The sequence below is a fragment of the Pseudomonas sp. NPDC089392 genome, assembly GCF_044749595.1.
Lineage (GTDB): Bacteria > Pseudomonadota > Gammaproteobacteria > Pseudomonadales > Pseudomonadaceae > Aquipseudomonas.
In genome coordinates this window covers 111,491-131,102 of record NZ_JBIVIF010000005.1, presented here as the reverse complement: position 1 = coordinate 131,102, position 19,612 = coordinate 111,491, and the positions used below count along the sequence as shown (strand labels likewise).

Here is a 19,612-nt window from a genome sequence, read left to right as displayed (position 1 = left end):
GCCATCAACCCTGCATCGCTGCCACGAACTGGCGCACCATCTGCCCCGCATCTCGCCGACAAGCCAGCGCCACAGCGCTCTCACACCCCCCCTCCAGCGCCACGAAACTGACCGAAGCCGGCGCAATCTCGCGCATGCACGCCGGCAGCAACGCCACCCCAAACCCCGCCTGAATCAACTGCAACTGCGTGGTCTTGCGCGACAGCACCTGCGCCGCGCGCGGAAAAAAGCCTGCCTCCATGCACAACGAGGCCGACAGGTAACTCAGCCCGCCACGATCCCGATGCGGAATGGAAATGAAGCGCTCTTCGCGCAACTGTTCCAGCTTCACCTGTACCGCGTCAGCCAGCGGATGCCCAGCGGCAACCGCCAGCAGCAATGGCTCGCTGAACAGTTCATGCAGTACCACGCCCTCATGCTGGCGCAACACCGGCAGGCGCAGCAGGCCGATATCCAGCCGCCCGCCAGCAATATCCTCCAGCTGCGCCTCTGACGACTGTTGGGCAATCTCCAGCGAAACCCCCGGGTTGTCGCGCAAATAGCCGCCCAGGCGAGCCAGCAACGGGCCGGTCAGCGGTACAGTGCTGGAATGGTTCAGGCGCAGGCTGCCCTGCAACCCTTCGCCAATGTCGCGGGTAACCCGCTCCGCTTGCGCCAGGTCGGCCAGCAAGCGCCGCGCCCGCTCCAGAAAGGCCTGCCCGGCCAGCGTCAGGCGTGGCAGGCGTGCAGTGCGTTCGAACAGCGGCGTGCCCAGTTGCTGCTCCAGCTCCTTGATCTGCCGGCTCAGCGCCGACTGGGCGATGTACAGCCGCTCGGCGGCGCCGCTGAAGCTGCCGCACTCGGCGATTTCCACGAAGTAACGCAACTGGCGGATCGACGTCATGTCATGCCTTTTCGAGATGGCTGTGGCGATAAAGGCATATTAGTCGGCATGGCTCGCTGCTGGCTAACCTTTGCCTGTCTTCCCAGGAATTGCTGCCATGCTCGCCCAATTGTCGTTTTCCGGCCTTGACTGGCTGCCCATCCTGCTCGGTGTCGGGGTTGCCTACATCGTCTTTGGCATCGCCGGTTTCGGCACCGCGCTGGTGGCCGGCCCGGTGCTGATCCACTTCATGCCGCTGTCGCGGATCATTCCGCTGTTGGTACTGCTCGACTTCGTCGCTGCCTTCGGCAACCTGTTGCCTTCGCGCCGCGATGTAGTGCGCGGCGAGTTGCTGCGGCTGCTGCCGTTCATGGCCATTGGCTGCACGTTGGGCGTGGTGTTCCTGCTGCAGTTGCAGTCCGATCTGTTGCTGCTATTGATGGGTTTGTTCGTCACGGCCTATGCGCTGTACGGCCTGGCAGTGAAGGTGCGGCCGGTAAATCTGTCCGGTTTCTGGGCGGTGCCGATGGGCACGGCAGGCGGGCTGTTCGGTGCGTTGTTCGGCAGTGGCGGCTTCCTTTATGCGCTATACCTGAGCGCACGCCTTGGGGCGAAGGAGCAGGTCCGTGCTACCCAGAGCGCGTTGATCAGTTGCAGCACGGTGGTGCGCCTGTCGCTGTTCCTGATCGCCGGCGTGTATGCCGACCAAAGCCTGCTATTGCTTGCCGCCTGCCTGCTCCCCGTCATGTTCATCGGCCTCTGGGCAGGGCGCCGGCTGACCCACCGGCTGTCCCGCGAAGCCTTCGTACGCCTGGTCACCTGGCTGGTGCTGGCCAGCGGGCTGGCGCTCATCGGTCGCTACCTCAGCGCCTGAGCGGTAGAATTGCACCATTATCGCAGTCTTGCAGGCTTGTCCCGTTCATGAACACCCAGAGCATCATCGTTCCCAAACTGTCTACCGTGCCGGTGCACGAAGCCCGTGCCCGTGCCATCCTGCGCTGGCTGGTGCGCGAAAAGGTGGTCGAGGAACAGCTGACCACCTGTGGCCGCACCGGCAACCGCATGGGCCATGCCCTGGCCGCCGGTGCACGCAAAGTGGCCCTGCACCCAGAGAAGTTGCCCTTTGGCGAACAGGTCAATGGCCTGGAAGTGATGCTCAAGCGCTGCATCTATACCCCCAGCGAAGGCTTCCTTGAAGAGGCCGGTTGCCCGGAGTGCCGGCGCGAGGTGGGCGAGCCGCTGTTCGAAAGCCTGGAAGAGTGGATGCCGGCGGTGAGCGACAACTTCACCTGCCCGCTGTGCGGCTTCGAAGATGACATCAATGGCTTCATTTACCTGCAGCCATGTGCCTTTTCCAACCTGGGGTTCATCTTCAACAACTGGGGCGAGGCCGGGTTTACCCAGGCCTTTCTCGACAGCTTCGCCGACTGGCTCGACCAGCCGGTGGCCGTGGTACAGGTAAAACTGCCACAAGGCTGACCGAAGGCCCTTATTTTGCATTGAGCGGCGCGCCGTGCATGAGTATAATGGCGCGCTTCCATTTTTCCCGCCCGGGAGCCCCCGCGATGCTGCGTATCAGCCAAGAAGCCCTGACCTTCGACGATATCCTCCTTGTACCTGGCTACTCCGAGGTACTGCCCAATGAAGTCAGTCTCAAGACCCGTTTGACTCGTGGCATCGAGCTGAACATTCCGTTGGTTTCCGCTGCCATGGATACCGTGACCGAAGCGCGCCTGGCCATTGCCATGGCCCAGGAAGGCGGCATCGGCATCATCCACAAGAACATGACCATCGAACAGCAGGCCGGCGAAGTACGCAAGGTCAAGAAGTTCGAGGCTGGCGTGGTCAAGGACCCGATCACCATCGACGCCGACGCCACTGTGCGTGACCTGTTCGAGCTGACCCGCCTGAACAACATCTCCGGTGTTCCGGTGCTGGCGAATGGCGACCTGGTCGGTATCGTCACCTCCCGTGACGTGCGTTTCGAAAACCGTCTGGAAGCCAAAGTCCGCGACGTGATGACGCCGAAAGAGCGCCTGGTCACCGTCCGCGAAGGCGCCGACAAGAACGAAGTCCGCGAGCTGCTGCACAAGCACCGCCTGGAAAAAGTCCTGATCGTTGACGACAAGTTCAACCTCAAGGGCATGATGACCGTCAAGGACATCGAAAAGGCCAAGGCCTACCCGCTGGCCAGCAAGGATGACCAAGGTCGCCTGCGCGTCGGCGCTGCGGTCGGCACCGGCAAGGACACCGGCGAGCGCGTTGCCGCCCTGGTAGCTGCTGGCGTTGACGTGGTAGTGGTCGACACCGCCCACGGTCACTCCAAAGGCGTGATCGACCGCGTTCGCTGGGTGAAAGAAACCTACCCGCAAGTGCAGGTAATCGGCGGCAACATCGCCACCGGCGCCGCTGCCAAGGCCTTGGCCGAAGCGGGCGCTGACGCGGTCAAGGTCGGTATCGGCCCAGGCTCGATCTGCACCACCCGTATCGTTGCCGGTGTCGGCGTGCCGCAAATCAGCGCCATCGCCAACGTTGCCGCAGCACTGGAAGGCACTGGCGTGCCACTGATCGCCGACGGCGGTATCCGCTTCTCCGGTGACCTGTCCAAGGCCATCGTTGCCGGTGCTTCCTGCGTGATGATGGGTTCGATGTTCGCCGGTACCGAAGAGGCCCCGGGTGAAGTCGAACTGTTCCAGGGCCGTTCCTACAAGGCCTACCGTGGCATGGGCTCGCTGGGTGCCATGGCACAGGCGCAAGGTTCGTCCGACCGTTACTTCCAGGACTCCTCGGCCGGCGCCGAGAAGCTGGTACCGGAAGGTATCGAAGGCCGTGTTCCTTACAAAGGCGCCCTGGCCGCGATCATCCACCAGCTGATGGGCGGCCTGCGTTCGTCCATGGGCTACACCGGCAGCGCAACCATCGAAGAGATGCGCACCAAGCCGGAATTCGTGCGCATCACCGGTGCCGGCATGGCCGAGTCCCACGTGCATGACGTGCAGATCACCAAAGAAGCCCCTAACTACCGCGTAGGCTGAGGCTTCTAGCAACACCTGTTAGCGGGGCTGTCACGACAGCCCCGCGTCGTTTCCGATTTCCACTGACGAGATTGAGTCATGGCCCTCGACATTCACGCTCACCGCATCCTGATCCTCGATTTCGGTTCCCAGTACACCCAGCTGATCGCCCGCCGCGTGCGCGAAATCGGCGTGTACTGCGAACTGCACCCGTTCGACATGGACGATGAAGCGATCCGCGAATTCAACCCGCGCGGCATCATCCTCGCCGGCGGCCCCGAGTCGGTCCACGAAGCCAACAGCCCACGCGCCCCGCAGGCCGTATTCGACCTGAACGTACCGGTGCTGGGCATCTGCTACGGCATGCAGACCATGGCCGAGCAGATGGGCGGCAAGGTCGAAGGTTCCGACCTGCGTGAGTTCGGTTATGCCCGCGTAGACGTGGTCGGCAAGAGCCGCCTGCTCGACGGCATCGAAGACCACGTTGATGACGACGGCGTACTGGGCCTGGACGTGTGGATGAGCCACGGCGACAAGGTTACCCAGATGCCGGGCAACTTCCACGTACTGGCCAGCACCCCAAGCTGCCCGATCGCCGGCATGTTCGACGATACCCGCGGCTACTACGGCGTGCAGTTCCACCCGGAAGTGACCCACACCAAGCAGGGCGGTCGCATCCTGTCCCGCTTCGTGCAGGACATCTGCGGCTGCGAAGCCCTGTGGACCGCCTCCAACATCGTTGAAGACGCCATCGCCCAAGTGCGTGCGCAAGTCGGTTCGGCCAACGTCCTGCTGGGCCTGTCCGGTGGCGTTGACAGCTCGGTGGTTGCCGCACTGCTGCACCGCGCCATTGGCGACCAGCTGACCTGCGTATTCGTTGACAACGGCCTGCTGCGCCTGCACGAAGGCGACCAGGTGATGGCCATGTTCAAAGAGAACATGGGCGTCAAGGTGATCCGCGCCGACGCTGAAAAGCAGTTCCTCGACAACCTGGAAGGCGAAGCCGACCCAGAGAAGAAGCGCAAGATCATCGGCCGCACCTTCATCGACATCTTCGATGCCGAAGCCAGCAAACTGGACAACATCCAGTTCCTCGCCCAGGGCACCATCTACCCAGACGTGATCGAGTCGGCTGGCGCCAAGAGCGGCAAGGCCCACGTGATCAAGTCGCACCACAACGTCGGTGGCCTGCCAGAGGAAATGAACCTCAAGCTGGTCGAGCCGCTGCGTGAGCTGTTCAAGGACGAAGTGCGCAAGATCGGCCTGGAGCTGGGCCTGCCGTACGACATGGTCTACCGCCACCCGTTCCCGGGCCCAGGCCTGGGCGTGCGTATCCTCGGTGAAGTGAAGAAGGAATACGCCGACATTCTGCGTCGCGCCGACCACATCTTCATCGAAGAACTGCGCAAGGCCGACTGGTACCACAAGACCAGCCAGGCATTCGTGGTGTTCCAGCCGGTCAAGTCGGTTGGCGTCGTTGGCGACGGCCGTCGCTACGCCTGGGTCGTGGCCCTGCGTGCCGTCGAGACCGTGGACTTCATGACCGCGCGTTGGGCACACCTGCCGTACGAGCTGCTGGAAACCGTCAGCGGCCGTATCATCAACGAAATCGACGGTATCTCGCGCGTTACCTACGACGTGTCGAGCAAGCCGCCGGCCACCATCGAGTGGGAATGAGTTGAGCCACAAGGGCGCCGCAAGGCGCCCTTGTCGTATCCGCTCCCTGCGTCATCAAGGTACAACGTGCCGCATGCCGCGTAATCTCAGGTGAGTATGAAGCTCGGCAAGGTTTTGAAAGCGGCGCTCATGAAGGGCTGGCCAGTCGGGGCGCTCGATGAAGTAATAGCGCCCGTCGCGCTTGATCAGCGTGCGTTTCAGGGTCAAGTCCCGGCTGCGGTTGATGAGATATTCCTCGCCATTGGTCCGTTCGATGGTGTAATCGCCCGGCCTTGCCAGCATGGTGTCGAAGTCCGGTGATGGCGGGCGTGTGGTCAGGACGCCGGCGCGTAGACGCAAGTCGCTTTTCACATGCCTTATCTGGCCATGTTCGTCTGAGGCATCTTTACCAGGGTCTGCGCTGTAGACATCGGGCTCTTCGACCGGACCATCTTCTACCCGCAGGCCTATGGCGCCTTCGGTTTCAGCCAGACCCGGTACGCCATGAAAGGTGTTAGCGTGTGTGCTGCCCACCAAGGCAACCCATTTCCCTGGGCCGCGCGCAGCCTGATCTGCCTCGATGATCAAGTGTGCATAGAAGTTCATCTGCTGCTGGCGTGCCACGTCGGAAACGGGTGTTGCCCAAGCCTGACGGTAGCTGGCCATGCAATCGATAGACTGTATACGCACGCCATTTTTCTGCGCCTGGATCAACACGTGGCGGAAGGTATAGCGGCCCTTTGGGTCGGTGAAATGCCCGAAATCCTGTTGTTCCACATAGTGATCAAGGTCGTTCGGCATCTCTCCGGTGCGGTTGAACGTGTCCAGATCGGCTTGCTGGAAGTCGGTGGTGTAGTGCTCCATGTACAGCGTCTTCACTTTCAACTTGCGCAGCAGGCGCATGTTGTCGATCAGCAGCCGCTTGCTGCCAAGCCCACTGTGCGCCTCGCCAACCACCAAGCCGTCACTGTTCTCAAAGATACTTTGCAGAACTTGTTTGGAGGAAGCACTGGCAGTTAATGCTGGCATGTGCGGGCGTGGTGGCATTTGTACTGTGCGCATGAACTCCTCGGCGTCGGCTGCCAGCTGAATACGTAACTGGCGGAATCGGACGATGGCGGCGGATCTTTCGGGATCACTGAGGAACTCTTGCGCGCCTGTTATTTCATTATCAGACACCCCCTTGAGTGAGGGGCGCAAGTCCGCTGGTACCTCATAAGGTGTTTCAGCCAAGGGAGGCAGGCTTGCGCTCGTTGACGGTCTACCCCAGACCTTCAAGCGATTGAGCATGCCGCCTTTAAGGCCAAAACGCTCCACAGGGTGCCACTGGCCCTCGCCGTCCATTCCAATTGGCTGGCTTTTGTAAAAGGAAAAAGGGTTTTCCGGGTCCACGATGGCCCAGCTGTTTAGCTCGGGTACAAAACGTACCTGGTATGGCATCTCGTCGACCAGTGCGTAAAACTGGCCCCCTTGCACATAGATGCCTTCAAGGGCCTGCGTGCCGGGTTTGCCGCTGAGCACCACATTTGTTTCGAATGGGCGCAGCAAGGTCCAGCTGTCAGCAGGCTGAAAGGGGAGAGGTACCCAAGCTGCAACAGCGCCCCAAGCATCGTTGTCAGTGGGGGCTTCATCGCCTTCATGCGTCGGCTCTCCCGAGGATTCAGGGGCTTTCGCGTCCTCCGTTGCAGCACCTGCTTCACTGGCCTCGCCCAGCTCTGTGAACGGTTTGCCAGGTGCACTGAGCAGGAAGGTTGCATTGAACAGTGTCTCGATGGCGGCGAAAATCGCCCCGGTAATGCCTGCCTTGCGCTCTCGGGTGGTGTGTCCGTGAATCGCCTGGTCAATGTTCAAACCTGTTTCAGCAATGCCTGCTCCCACCAGCGCCAGCGCCACCGGCCAGTCCACTGCTGCCAGGGGGCTGAACACTTGCAGGCCTGCCTTCACATAGCCGATCCACAGCTGTTTTCGCAGGTCGGCGTTGGAGTGCAGAGAAAAATGGGCATCATCCACCATCCGCTGGCGGGCTTTGTTACACAGCCAGTCGAAGGGGTCCTCGTCGATTGCCTGGTCAAGGCTGTTGAGAACTGAGTAATCATCGGTGCCCCAACCCTGGTATAGCAGGTCGATCAGATGATTAAGGCCGACTTTGCCGCCAGCCTCTTCACGGTCGTCGAGCGAGAAATGTGCCAGGAAGCGTGCCCGGTTTTCGGCATGATTGCAGTGGTTGAGCACCCACCAGAAGAGTGCCTGTTCGTTCTCGAAGTAATGAAGGCTGTCGACATCACCAGGCAGGTAGATAAGCTGTTCGCCATTGTTCAGTTGCAAGCGAAGAATATCTGTCGCTACATACCCGCCGATGTCAAACGTGCACAAGCGCACCTGCCCACCGGGTATCGTCCGTTGGTTCAGTGCTTCCAAAGATGGCGGCCAGGTTGTTTTACCTGCCAGCGCTAGGGCAATGGCGTGGCTGTGACGGGCTATCGGTGATGATGCATCCTGGGCACAGTCTTCCAGGATCTTGCTCAGAAAGTTGGCTTTGGCCAGCGTGCGGAAGTTCTCTGATTGTGTTGACCAGAATAATGTCATTCGCTCGCGGAAGCGGGTGGCGAAATCGACGTTCCAGAAATATTCCAGCACTTCTTTGGCGTCGAGCCGGACTTCGTTGCGCTCGTCGTAGGCGTCCTGGCCAGGCCCATCACTGTAAAAGCCGACCAGATAACTGAGCAAATCAGCATTGTCCTGGTCTTGAGCATCGAAGCGGTGCATCACCAGTTGCACAAGCGTTAAGGATTCGTATGGCGGATCCAGGTGTTGCCAGCCGTTGAAGGTTGTGGGGCTGCTGACGGCAGTACGGAACCGGTGCAGGTAGACGCCGTCGGGATCGAGGGCCTTGAGGCCGTGAGATTCAAGCAACTGCAGCGCGACTTCACGCGCCATCTCGCGCATGTCGGGGCAGTCGTCAGTGATTTTGCGGGCCAGTGTCAGCAGCGCCTGCTGGTCGCTGGCGAGGGTGTCGGGAGGCATCATGGTGGTCCAGTTAAAGAGGAAGCGCGCAAGTTTCGAGCTGTCGTAAACCTGGGCGGTGGTACATAGTGCTTGGCAACCGGGTGACGTCTGCTTTTCACTTAATCTTTCCCATTTGCAGGTGTATCGTATTCGCCCTTCATCGCCAGCCACTGCTGGCAGCTTGATTGCGCAGAACGCGAGGTACCCGCACCGATGTCCTTCACCCGTCGACAAATGCTCAAGGGCCTTACCGGCCTGGTTGTGGTTGGCCTGGGCGCCGGTGGCGCGGCGCGTTACTGGCTGGGCAAGGTCGAGGACGACAATGCCGGGCATGACTACGAGCTGATCGCAGCGCCCCTGGACGTCGAGTTGGTGCCGGGCTTCAAGACCGAAGCCTGGGCCTTCGGCCCTTCGGCGCCCGGCACGGAGCTGCGGGTGCGCCAGGGCACCTGGCTGCGGGTACGCTTCATCAACCACTTGCCGGTGGAAACCACCATCCACTGGCACGGCATCCGCCTGCCGCTGGAAATGGACGGCGTGCCCTACGTCTCGCAGCTGCCGGTCAAGCCGGGCGAATACTTCGACTACAAGTTCCGCGTGCCGGATGCCGGCAGCTACTGGTACCACCCGCATGTCAGCAGCTCCGAGGAACTGGGCCGTGGCCTGGTCGGCCCGTTGATCGTCGAGGAGCGCGAGCCAACCGGCTTCCAGCATGAGCGCACGTTGAGCCTGAAGAACTGGCATGTGGACGAGCAGGGCGCCTGGTTGCCCTTCAGCATTCCGCGTGAGGCCGCGCGCAACGGCACGGCCGGGCGCCTGATCACCATCAATGGCCAGGCCGACTCGGTCACCGAGCTGCCGGCCGGCCAGGTGGTACGGGTGCGCCTGCTGAACCTGGACAACACCTGGACCTACCGACTCAACCTCAAGGGCAACTGCGAAGCGAAAATCTATGCCCTCGACGGTAACCCGGTGACCCCGCGCCCACTGGAGGATGATTACTGGCTTGGCCCTGGCATGCGTATCTGCCTGGCCATCCGCATCCCCGAGGCGGGCGAGGAAATCTCCCTGCGCGACGGTTTCGTGCGCCTGGGCACCCTGCGATCGGTAGCCAGCAACGACGCGCCGAGCGACTGGCCCAAGGCCCTGCCAGCGAACCCGATCGCCGAGCCGGACCTGGAGAATGCCGAGAAGCTCAACTTCAATTTCGAATGGGCGGCGAGCGTCTCGGTCACCCCTGATGAGAACAAGCCATCAAGCATGTGGCAGATCAACGGCCAGGCCTGGGACATCACCGACAAGACCTGCGCCGACCGCCCCATCGCCACGTTGCAGAAGGGCAAAAGCTACATCTTCGAGCTGAAGAACATGACCCAGTACCAGCACCCGGTTCACCTGCACGGCATGAGCTTCAAGGTGATCGCCTCCAACCGCCACGACATCAAGGAACCGTGGTTCACCGACACCTACCTGCTGGGCAAGAACGAGCGCGCCCAGGTGGCGCTGGTGGCGGATAACCCGGGTACCTGGATGTTCCACTGCCACGTCATCGACCACATGGAAACCGGCCTGATGGCCGCGATTGCGGTGGTCTGATGCGCCCGCAGATCATCGATCGCAGCCGAGATCAGGAATTCATGCGCCTGGCGCTGGCCTTGGCCGCTGAGGGCGCTGCCATGGGCGAGGTGCCGGTGGGCGCGGTACTGGTGCAGCATGGGCAGGTGATCGGCCAGGGCTTCAACCGGCCGATCGTCGACAGCGACCCGAGTGCGCATGCCGAGATGGTGGCGATCAGGGCGGCGGCCAGGTCGGCCAGCAACTATCGGCTACCCGGTAGCACCCTGTACGTGACCCTGGAGCCATGCAGCATGTGTGCAGGGCTGATCGTGCACTCGCGGGTGATGCGCGTGGTGTATGGCGCGCTGGAGCCCAAGGCGGGGATCGTGCAGAGCCAAGGGCAGTTCTTCGGCCAGGGTTTTTTGAACCACCGGGTAATGGTGGAGGGCGGGGTGCTGGCGGAGGAGTGCGGGCAGATCCTCAGCGACTTCTTCAAGGCCCGCCGGGCCAAGGGTTAACCTGGCCCGGCCTCTTCGCGGCGGTTCGTCGCCACGATGAACCCGCTCCTACAGGCTATGCGCAACCGTTGTAGGAGCGGGTTTACCCGCGAAGAGGCCAGAGCAGGCAGTAAAGATCCCACAGGCTGAAAGGCTTACATCGGCGGCGACTGGTCCGCCGGCTTGTCCTTGTTCACCCCAGGCACATGCAGGTTACCCTCGGCCACCTGGCCTTCAAGCTGCGGCTGGGTCACCCAGGTAAGAATGTCGTAATAACGCCGGATGTTGGCCACGAAATGCACCGGCTCGCCGCCACGGGCATATCCGTACTTGGTCTGCCGATACCACTGTTTCTGCGACAGCCGCGGCAGCATCTTCTTCACGTCCAGCCACTTGTTCGGGTTGAGCTTCTCACGCTTGGCCAGGGTACGGGCATCTTCCAGGTGGCCGCCACCGACGTTGTAGGCAGCCAGGGCGAACCAGGTGCGGTCTGGCTCCTGGATGCTGTCGTCGAGCTCTTCCTTGATCTTCATGAAGTACTTGGCACCGCCCTGGATGCTCTGCTTCGGGTCCAGGCGGTTGGACACGCCCATGGCCTGGGCGGTGCGCTGGGTCAGCATCATCAGGCCGCGCACGCCGGTCTTGGAGGTGACCTCCGGCTGCCACATCGATTCCTGGTAGCCGATGGCAGCCAGCAGGCGCCAGTCCACCTGCTCGACCTTGGCGTAGCTCTTGAAGTGCTTCTCGTACTTGGGCAGGCGCTGCTGCAGGTGCTGGGCGAAGGTGTAGGCACCGACATAGCCCAGTACATCGACATGGCCGTAGTAACGGTCCTTCAGGCGTTGCAGGGTGCCGTTCTTCTGCGCCTTGTCGAGGAATTCGTTGATCTCGTTGAGCAGGCTGTTGTCTTCGCCCGCTGCCACCGCCCAGCGCTGGTCGCGGGTGTCGCCCAGGTCGAAGGCCACCCGCACGTTGGGGAAATACACCTGGTTCATCGCCAGTTCGTTGGAGTCGACCAGGGTCAGGTCGATCTGCCCTTCGTCGACCATGCGCAGCAGGTCGACCACCTCGACGGCGTCGGATTCTTCATATTGCAGGCCCGGGTACTGCTTTTTCAGCTCGGCCAGCTGGTCGGCGTGGCTGCTGCCCTTGAGTACCATGATCTTCTTGCCGACCAGGCCCTTGGCATCAGTGGGGCGGGGGCGGCCGTTGCGGTAGATGACCTGCGGGGTCACTTCCAGATAGGGGTGCGAGTACCTGACCTGGGCCTTGCGCCGTTCGCTGCTGACCAGTCCGGCGGCCGCCAGCACCGGGCCGGAGGGCTTGCCGAGGGCGTTGTACAGTTCGTCGAGGTTGTCAGCGGTCTCGATCTGCAGCTTGACGCCGAGATCTTCGGCGAAATGCTGGACCAGTTCGTATTCGAAGCCGGTTTCGCCGTTGCGGTCCTGGAAGTAGGTGGCCGGGCTGTTGCGGGTGATTACGCGCAGCACGCCATCCTCCTTCACGCGCTCGAGGGTGCTGGGTTTTTCAACGCAGGCACCGAGCAATAGGAAGAGTCCGGTTGCGAGAAGCCATTTGGCGCAACGCTGGCGCAAAGCAGTGTGGGCGAACATAGGTTGCAGTATACGCAAAGGACTGGCACTGCCATATCTCGACAACTGTTAGCTTGTCTGGTAGCGGGTTGTGTGGTTGGGTGGGTAGATGGGGGTGGGGTTAGGTGGGATTGCATCAAGGCCACCAGGTGCCTGCCACAACATCTTCAGCGCCTGTGAGATCGAGCGCCGCCCGCGCGGCGCTTCGCGGGGCAAGCCCGCTCCCACAGTCTGTTTCGGGCCAGTCACTCCTGTGAAGTCTCCACTGTCCGCCTTGTTTGTTCCCTTCGATATTGAGGGGAGCGCAACTGCTTTCAACTGATCTTCAGTCATCCACCAAGGCGGGCACCGGTAATTGCACAGGAGAGACTGGCCCGAAACAGACTGTGGGAGCGGGCTTGTCCCGCGAAGCGCCGCGCGGGCGGCGCTCGATCTCACAGGCGCTGAACCTCTAAAGGCAGGCACCCCGCACCCATCAAGAAATCTGACCCCAAAGTCCGGTTCCGCCGCCCGGCAGCCGTGGCGTAGAGCGGGTGCCGAAACCCTTCGAATTAGGCTAGAATGCACGGCCTCTAAGCACACCCCTTCCTGAGGCTGTCCCGACGATGTTGATCCTGCGCGGCGCTCCTGCCCTTTCTGCCTTTCGCCACGGTAAATTACTCGAGCAACTGAGCCAGAAAGTCCCCGCTGTTACTGGTTTGTATGCCGAATTCGCCCACTTCGCCGATGTTGACGGCGAGCTGACCGCCGACCAGCAGCAGGTGCTGGGCCGTCTGCTCAAATACGGCCCGAGCGTGCCGGTACAGGAGCCGACCGGCCGCCTGTTCCTGGTCGTGCCGCGCCTGGGCACCATTTCGCCATGGGCCAGCAAGGCCAGCGACATCGCCCACAACTGCGGCCTGCAGTCGATCCAGCGCCTGGAGCGCGGCATCGCCTACTACGTTGCCGGCAACCTGAGCGACGCTGAAGCCGAACTGGTCGCCGCCGAACTGCACGACCGCATGACCCAGCGCGTGCTCGGCCAGCTGGAGCAGGCAGCCGACCTGTTCAGCCACGCCCAGCCCAAGCCGATGACCTCGGTCGACATCCTGGCTGGCGGCCGTGACGCCCTGGCCAAGGCCAACATCGACCTGGGCCTGGCCCTGGCCGAAGACGAGATCGACTACCTGGTCAACGCCTTCCAGGGCCTTGCGCGCAACCCGAACGACATCGAACTGATGATGTTCGCCCAGGCCAACTCCGAGCACTGCCGCCACAAGATCTTCAACGCCAGTTGGGACATCGACGGCCAGGCTCAGGAAAAGAGCCTGTTCGGCATGATCAAGAACACCTACCAGATGCACAACGAAGGTGTGCTGTCTGCGTACAAGGACAACGCCTCGGTAATCGTCGGCAACGTTGCCGGCCGGTTCTTCCCGAACCCTGAAACCCGCCAGTACGGCGCGGTGCAGGAGCCGGTGCACATCCTGATGAAGGTCGAGACGCACAACCACCCGACCGCCATCGCCCCGTTCTCCGGTGCCTCCACCGGCTCCGGCGGCGAAATCCGCGACGAAGGCGCGACCGGCCGTGGCGCCAAACCCAAGGCTGGCCTGACCGGCTTCACCGTGTCCAACCTGCGCATTCCGGGCTTCGAACAGCCGTGGGAGCAGGCCTATGGCAAGCCTGAGCGCATCGTCGACGCCCTCGACATCATGATCGAAGGCCCGCTGGGCGGCGCCGCGTTCAACAACGAATTCGGCCGCCCGGCCCTGACCGGCTACTTCCGTACCTTCGAGCAGGCCATCAACACCCCGCACGGCGAAGAAGTGCGCGGCTACCACAAGCCGATCATGCTCGCCGGCGGCATGGGCAACATCCGTGAAGACCACGTGCAGAAGGGCGAGATCACTGTCGGCGCCAAGCTGATCGTGCTCGGCGGCCCGGCCATGCTGATCGGCCTGGGCGGCGGCGCCGCTTCGTCGGTAGCTACCGGTGCCAGCTCGGCAGACCTGGACTTCGCCTCGGTACAGCGCGAAAACCCGGAAATGGAGCGCCGTTGCCAGGAGGTCATCGACCGTTGCTGGCAGCTGGGCGACGCCAACCCGATTGCCTTCATCCACGACGTCGGTGCCGGTGGCATCTCCAACGCCTTCCCGGAACTGGTCAACGACGGTGGCCGTGGTGGCCGCTTCGAACTGCGCAACGTGCCCAACGACGAGCCGGGCATGGCCCCGCACGAAATCTGGAGCAACGAGTCGCAAGAGCGTTACGTGCTGGCGGTCAGCGCCGTCGATTTCGAGCGCTTCCAGGCCATCTGCGAGCGCGAGCGCTGCCCGTTTGCCGTAGTCGGCGAAGCGACTGAAGAGCCGCACCTGACCGTAAGCGACAGCCACTTCGGCAACACCCCGGTGGACATGCCGCTGGACGTGCTGCTGGGCAAGCCGCCGCGCATGCACCGTTCGGTTACCCGTGAAGCCGAGCTGGGCGATGACTTCGACCCGAGCGAGCTGGACCTGGACAACGCCGTGCAGCGCGTGCTGAACCACCCGGCGGTGGCCAGCAAGAGTTTCCTGATCACCATCGGTGACCGCACCATCACCGGCCTGGTTGCCCGCGACCAGATGGTCGGCCCGTGGCAGGTTCCGGTGGCCGACTGCGCCGTCACCGCCACCAGCTTCGACGTCTACACCGGTGAAGCCATGGCCATGGGCGAGCGTACCCCGCTGGCGCTGCTGGATGCCCCGGCGTCCGGCCGCATGGCCATCGGCGAGACCCTGACCAACCTGGCGGCTTCGCGCATCGAGAAGCTGTCCGACATCAAGTTGTCGGCCAACTGGATGTCCGCTGCTGGCCACCCCGGTGAAGACGCGCGCCTGTACGACACCGTCAAGGCTGTCGGTATGGAGCTGTGCCCGGAGCTGGGCATCACCATTCCGGTCGGCAAAGACTCGATGTCGATGAAGACCAAGTGGAGCGATGAGGGCGTCGAGAAGAGCGTCACCTCGCCGATGTCGCTGATCATCACCGGCTTCGCCCCGGTCACCGACATTCGCCAGACCCTCACCCCGGAACTGCGCATGGACAAGGGCGAAACCGACCTGATCCTGATCGACCTGGGCCGCGGCAAGAACCGCATGGGCGCCTCGATCCTGGCCCAGACCTACGGCAAGATCGCTGCCCAGGCACCGGACGTCGACGACGCCGAAGACCTCAAGGCCTTCTTCGCTGTAATCCAGGGCCTGAACGCCGACGGCCACCTGCTGGCTTACCACGACCGCTCCGATGGCGGCCTGGCCACCACCGTGCTGGAAATGGCCTTCGCCGGCCATTGCGGCCTTGACCTGCAACTCGACCCGCTGACCGACAGCAAGGGCGACGTGCCGGCTATCCTCTTCAACGAAGAGCTGGGCGCGGTCATCCAGGTTCGCCAGGATGCCACTCCGGACGTGCTGGCACAGTTCAGCGCAGCTGGCCTGGGCGAGTGTGTGGCGGTGATCGGCAAGCCGATCAACAACGCTGAAGTGACCATCAGCCTGAACGGCGAAGTGCTGTTCGACGACGACCGCCGCATGCTGCAGCGCCAGTGGGCCGAGACCAGCTACCAGATCCAGCGCCTGCGTGACAACGCCGACTGCGCCGACCAGGAATTCGACCTGCTGCTCGAAGAAGACAACCCGGGCCTGTCGGTGAAGTTGGGCTTCGACGTCAACGACGACATCGCCGCACCGTACATCAAGAAGGGCGTGCGCCCGCAAGTGGCCATCCTGCGCGAGCAGGGCGTCAACGGCCAGGTCGAGATGGCTGCTGCCTTCGACCGCGCCGGTTTCGCGGCCATCGACGTGCACATGAGCGACATCCTCGCTGGCCGCGTCGACTTCGAAGCCTTCAAGGGCCTGGTCGCCTGCGGTGGCTTCTCCTACGGTGACGTGCTGGGCGCCGGTGAAGGCTGGGCCAAGTCGGCGCTGTTCAACAGCCGCGCCCGCGACGCCTTCCAGGCCTTCTTCGAGCGTACCGACAGCTTCGCGCTGGGCGTGTGCAACGGTTGCCAGATGATGTCCAACCTGCACGAGCTGATCCCGGGCACCGAGTACTGGCCGCACTTCGTGCGTAACCGCTCGGAGCAGTTCGAGGCGCGCGTGGCCATGGTCGAAGTACAGAAGTCCAACTCGATCTTCTTGCAGGGCATGGCCGGTTCGCGCATGCCGATCGCCATCGCCCACGGTGAAGGCCATGCCGAGTTCGCCAGCGAAGAAGCATTATTGGAAGCCGATGTGTCCGGTTGCGTGGCCATGCGCTACGTCGACAACCACGGCAAGGTCACCGAAGCCTACCCGGCCAACCCGAACGGCTCGCCGCGCGGTATCACCGGCCTGACCAGCCGAGACGGCCGTGTGACCATCATGATGCCGCACCCGGAGCGTATGTTCCGCGCCGTGCAGAACTCGTGGCGCCCGGACGAGTGGCAGGAAGATGCCGCGCTGATGCGTATGTTCCGTAACGCACGGGTGTGGGTGAACTAAGGCGTGTACAAGCTCGCCTTCTTCGTCCCCGCCAGCCATGTCGAAGTGGTCAAGGCCGCTGTGTTCGCCGCCGGTGGCGGGCGCATAGGCGACTATGACCACTGCGCCTGGCAAACCCTGGGCCAGGGCCAGTTTCGCCCGCTGGACGGCAGCCAGCCGTTCCTCGGGCAAGCGGGCCAGGTCGAGGTGGTGGAAGAGTGGAAGGTGGAGCTGGTGGTGGCTGACGAGCTGATTGATCAGGTCGTCGCTGCGCTCAAGCAGAGCCACCCGTACGAGACGCCAGCCTATGAAGTCTGGCGGCTCGCCGAGTTCTAGACCGCATCAAGGCTATTCGCGGGTAAACCCGCTCCTACAGGAATTTCACAGGTCCTGAATCTTGTGAGATCCCTGTAGGAGCGGGTTTACCCGCGAAGAGGCCCTACAGTCCAGCCACAATCTCCTTGCCCGGCTCCGGCCGCTTCAACATCCCACAAGCCAGCAACCCCACCTCGAACAGCACCCACATCGGCACCGCCAGCATCGTCTGCGAAAACACATCCGGCGGCGTCAGAATCATCCCCACCACAAAGCACCCGACGATCACGTAGGGCCTGCTGCGCCGCAACGTTGCCACATCGGCCAACCCCACCCAGACCACGATAAACGTCGCCACCGGGATCTCGAACGCCAGCCCGAACGCCAAAAACAGCGCCAGGATAAAGTCCAGGTACTGGCTGATATCGGTCATCATCGCCACGCCATCGGGCGTCACGCTGGCAAAGAAGCCGAACATCATCGGGAACACCAGGAAGAACGCGAAGGCCATGCCGGCATAGAACAGCACAATGCTCGACACCAGCAGCGGCAGGGCAATGCGCCGTTCACGGCGGTACAGCCCCGGCGCCATAAAGCCCCAGGCCTGGTGCAGCAACAGCGGCATGGCGACGAACAGCGCGCACATTGCCGTCAGCTTGAACGGCGTCAGAAACGGCGAGGTGACGCTGGTGGCGATCATGCTCGCGCCTTCCGGCAAAAACCGCCGCAGTGGTTCGGAAACAAGCGTGTACAGCGTCTGGGCGAAGGGGAACAGGCCGGCAAACACCAGCGCCACCAGCCCCAAGCAACGCACCAGGCGCTTGCGCAGGTCGCGCAGGTGTTCGGTCAGCGGCATGCTGGCCGCCGGGTCCATGGCGATACTCATGAGGCATTTTCCTTGGGCAGCGCGACCGTGGCCGCATCATTGGCCGGCTCCGCGTTCAGGCTGATGCCCTGGCGGATTTCCTGTTCCAGGCGCTGCAAGGGTGCACTGTCGAGATTGGGGAGCTCGATCTCGCGCTCCACCTGTGTGCGCAAGGCATGCATGGCCCGGCGCGCCTGGCCCAGCCCGCGCCCGAGGGTGCGTGCCGCCACCGGCAGGCGCTCCGGGCCCAGCACCAGCAACGCGACGATGCCGACCAGCAGCAACTCGCTGAAGCCTACCTCGAACATCAGGCCTGACGGTCCGCTTGAGGTTGTTGCGTGGCCTGGCCGGTCAGCGGGGCCTGCTGCTGCACCTGTGGCTGGCCAGGGGCGTTGGCGTCATTGTCACCGCCCATGGACTTGCGAAAGCCCTGGATTGCCTCGCCCACATCGCTACCCAGGCCCTTGAGGCGTTTGGTACCAAACAGCAGGAATACGATCATCAGTACGATCACCAGTTGCCAGATTCCAATGCCACCCATTGCGACCACTCCTGTAAGGTCATGAAAAGGAAGGGCAATCCTGCCTCGCCTAGATGACGTGCACATGACGAACGGGCATTGCCATCTAGCTGCAACAAGCCGCGTGTTGACTGGCGTTTTTATTTTGCGAGCGAGGCAGGCACGGATGGCTGGCAGGCAACAGCAGGGCGCGGCCTTGCTGATGGTGATGGTGGTTTTGGCAATGCTGGCGGCGGGCATGGCTTGGCTGGTGGAAGATGGCCGGCGCCAGGTCGAAGAGGTGCGCCTGTTGCACCAGCGGGTGCAGGCAAGGGCCATGGAGCAGGCTGGCCTGGCCTATGCCGAGCAGGCCCTGCGTGACCCAGCCTGGCGGCTGAGCCCGCTGTTCTGGCAGGCCCTGCGCGGGCAGCCATTGAATTACGATTTTGGCGCCGGCCAGGCGCAGTTGCGGGTACGCGACCAACACACCTGCTTCAACGTCAATGCGCTGCTCGGCGCCGATGGTGAGCGTGCCGAGCACCAGTTGCGCTACCTGCTGGGCGACGACATGGCTGCCGAACGCCTGGTCGATGCCCTGGCCGACTGGCTCGATGCCGACAGCGATGCCCGCCTGCAGGGCGCCGAGAGCGCCCAGTACCTGCGCCAGCAACCACCACGGCTGGCGGCCAACCAGCCGATGCTCGACACCAGCGAGCTGAACTTGCTGCTAGAGCCGGATGCCAGCCGCCAGGGCCGTTACCCAATGCTGTGTGCCTTGCCGCAGACCACTGGTTGGCGGTTGAATGCCAATGCCTTGGGGCTGGAGCATCTGCCGCTGCTGGAAGCGCTGTACGAGGGGCGATATCCGCGTTCGCTGCTCAGCCGCATTATCAGTGGCCGGCCGGCCTCGGGGTATGTGGACGCAGCTGCGCTGCGCCAGGCGCTGGGGGCGGTGGATGACGAGACCTTCGAGCGATTGAGTGAAGGTTTGCTGCTCAACAGCGGGTATTTTCTGTTGCAGCTGTCGTTCGCGGAGGAGGGGCGGGTGATACGCAGCGAGTTCCAGGTGGAGGCGCTGGGGGTAGTGCAATGGCATGCCCGGGTGCCGGCGCAGCAAGTGCGGGTGCGCAGCCGGGAGCCGATGGCCTGGTAAGGCTTGAGATAGTCGGGGGCTGCTTTGCAGCCCATCGCGACACAAGGCCGCTCCTACAGGGTTACGCGATCCCTTGTAGGAGCGGCCTTGCGTCGCGATGGGCCGCAAAGCGGCC

15 protein-coding genes are annotated in these 19,612 nt (G+C 62.8%); 9 read left to right on the top strand and 6 right to left on the bottom strand.

What is annotated here, in order from left to right; all coding sequences use genetic code 11:
* Positions 1-4: 4 nt before the first annotated feature.
* Positions 5-883, bottom strand: a complete 879-nt coding sequence (locus ACIP1G_RS07515; protein ID WP_400735131.1) for a LysR family transcriptional regulator — start codon at positions 881-883, stop codon at positions 5-7.
* A 97-nt stretch (positions 884-980) separates the two neighbouring features.
* On the opposite strand from ACIP1G_RS07515, the gene ACIP1G_RS07510 reads away from it, so the two are divergent.
* The 4 genes from ACIP1G_RS07510 (at position 981) to guaA (ending at position 5,553) form a co-directional block, all read left to right on the top strand.
* On the top strand, positions 981-1,736 hold the full coding sequence (locus ACIP1G_RS07510) for a sulfite exporter TauE/SafE family protein (protein ID WP_400735129.1): 756 nt from the start codon (positions 981-983) through the stop codon (positions 1,734-1,736).
* Positions 1,737-1,783: 47 nt separating this feature from the next.
* A complete protein-coding gene (locus ACIP1G_RS07505; RefSeq protein ID WP_400735127.1) occupies positions 1,784-2,341 on the top strand; it encodes a sugar ABC transporter ATPase in 558 nt (185 codons plus the stop codon).
* An 86-nt stretch (positions 2,342-2,427) separates the two neighbouring features.
* On the top strand, positions 2,428-3,897 hold the full coding sequence (gene guaB, locus ACIP1G_RS07500) for an IMP dehydrogenase (RefSeq protein ID WP_217840081.1): 1,470 nt from the start codon (positions 2,428-2,430) through the stop codon (positions 3,895-3,897).
* Positions 3,898-3,975: 78 nt separating this feature from the next.
* Positions 3,976-5,553, top strand: coding sequence for a glutamine-hydrolyzing GMP synthase (gene guaA, locus ACIP1G_RS07495; protein ID WP_400735125.1), 1,578 nt, complete (start codon positions 3,976-3,978; stop codon positions 5,551-5,553).
* Positions 5,554-5,607: 54 nt separating this feature from the next.
* Here the strand turns inward: guaA and ACIP1G_RS07490 are convergent, their stop codons facing one another.
* Positions 5,608-8,559 (bottom strand): dermonecrotic toxin domain-containing protein, encoded by a 2,952-nt coding sequence (locus tag ACIP1G_RS07490; RefSeq protein ID WP_400735123.1) that lies wholly within the window; start codon positions 8,557-8,559, stop codon positions 5,608-5,610.
* 192 nt (positions 8,560-8,751) lie between these two features.
* Between ACIP1G_RS07490 and ACIP1G_RS07485 the strand changes: the two genes are divergently transcribed.
* A complete protein-coding gene (locus ACIP1G_RS07485; protein WP_400735121.1) occupies positions 8,752-10,134 on the top strand; it encodes a multicopper oxidase family protein in 1,383 nt (460 codons plus the stop codon).
* On the top strand, positions 10,134-10,613 hold the full coding sequence (tadA, locus tag ACIP1G_RS07480; RefSeq protein ID WP_400735119.1) for a tRNA adenosine(34) deaminase TadA: 480 nt from the start codon (positions 10,134-10,136) through the stop codon (positions 10,611-10,613). Before ACIP1G_RS07485 ends, tadA begins: the two co-directional genes overlap by 1 nt.
* Before the next feature lie 134 nt (positions 10,614-10,747).
* Here the strand turns inward: tadA and mltF are convergent, their stop codons facing one another.
* Positions 10,748-12,205: a membrane-bound lytic murein transglycosylase MltF gene (gene mltF / locus ACIP1G_RS07475; RefSeq protein WP_400735117.1), complete on the bottom strand. Its 1,458-nt coding sequence runs from the start codon at positions 12,203-12,205 to the stop codon at positions 10,748-10,750.
* 584 nt (positions 12,206-12,789) lie between these two features.
* Here mltF and purL point away from each other — a divergent pair.
* The gene (gene purL, locus ACIP1G_RS07470; RefSeq protein ID WP_400735115.1) at positions 12,790-16,686 is read left to right on the top strand and encodes a phosphoribosylformylglycinamidine synthase; all 3,897 of its coding nucleotides are present in this window, start codon (positions 12,790-12,792) and stop codon (positions 16,684-16,686) included.
* 3 nt (positions 16,687-16,689) lie between these two features.
* Complete coding sequence (locus ACIP1G_RS07465) at positions 16,690-17,001, top strand: NGG1p interacting factor NIF3 (RefSeq protein WP_400735113.1); 312 nt, start codon at positions 16,690-16,692, stop codon at positions 16,999-17,001.
* A gap of 103 nt (positions 17,002-17,104) precedes the next feature.
* Here ACIP1G_RS07465 and tatC read toward each other — a convergent pair whose 3' ends face one another.
* Genes tatC through tatA form a run of 3 tightly spaced genes read right to left on the bottom strand, consistent with a single transcriptional unit; the run spans position 17,105 to position 18,386 of the window.
* A complete protein-coding gene (gene tatC, locus ACIP1G_RS07460) occupies positions 17,105-17,866 on the bottom strand; it encodes a twin-arginine translocase subunit TatC (RefSeq protein ID WP_400735111.1) in 762 nt (253 codons plus the stop codon).
* Positions 17,863-18,153, bottom strand: coding sequence for a Sec-independent protein translocase protein TatB (gene tatB / locus ACIP1G_RS07455; RefSeq protein ID WP_400735109.1), 291 nt, complete (start codon positions 18,151-18,153; stop codon positions 17,863-17,865). Before tatB ends, tatC begins: the two co-directional genes overlap by 4 nt.
* On the bottom strand, positions 18,153-18,386 hold the full coding sequence (tatA, locus tag ACIP1G_RS07450) for a twin-arginine translocase TatA/TatE family subunit (protein WP_400735107.1): 234 nt from the start codon (positions 18,384-18,386) through the stop codon (positions 18,153-18,155). Before tatA ends, tatB begins: the two co-directional genes overlap by 1 nt.
* A 145-nt stretch (positions 18,387-18,531) precedes the next feature.
* On the opposite strand from tatA, the gene gspK reads away from it, so the two are divergent.
* Positions 18,532-19,497, top strand: a complete 966-nt coding sequence (gene gspK, locus ACIP1G_RS07445) for a type II secretion system minor pseudopilin GspK (protein ID WP_400735106.1) — start codon at positions 18,532-18,534, stop codon at positions 19,495-19,497.
* Positions 19,498-19,612 lie beyond the last annotated feature (115 nt).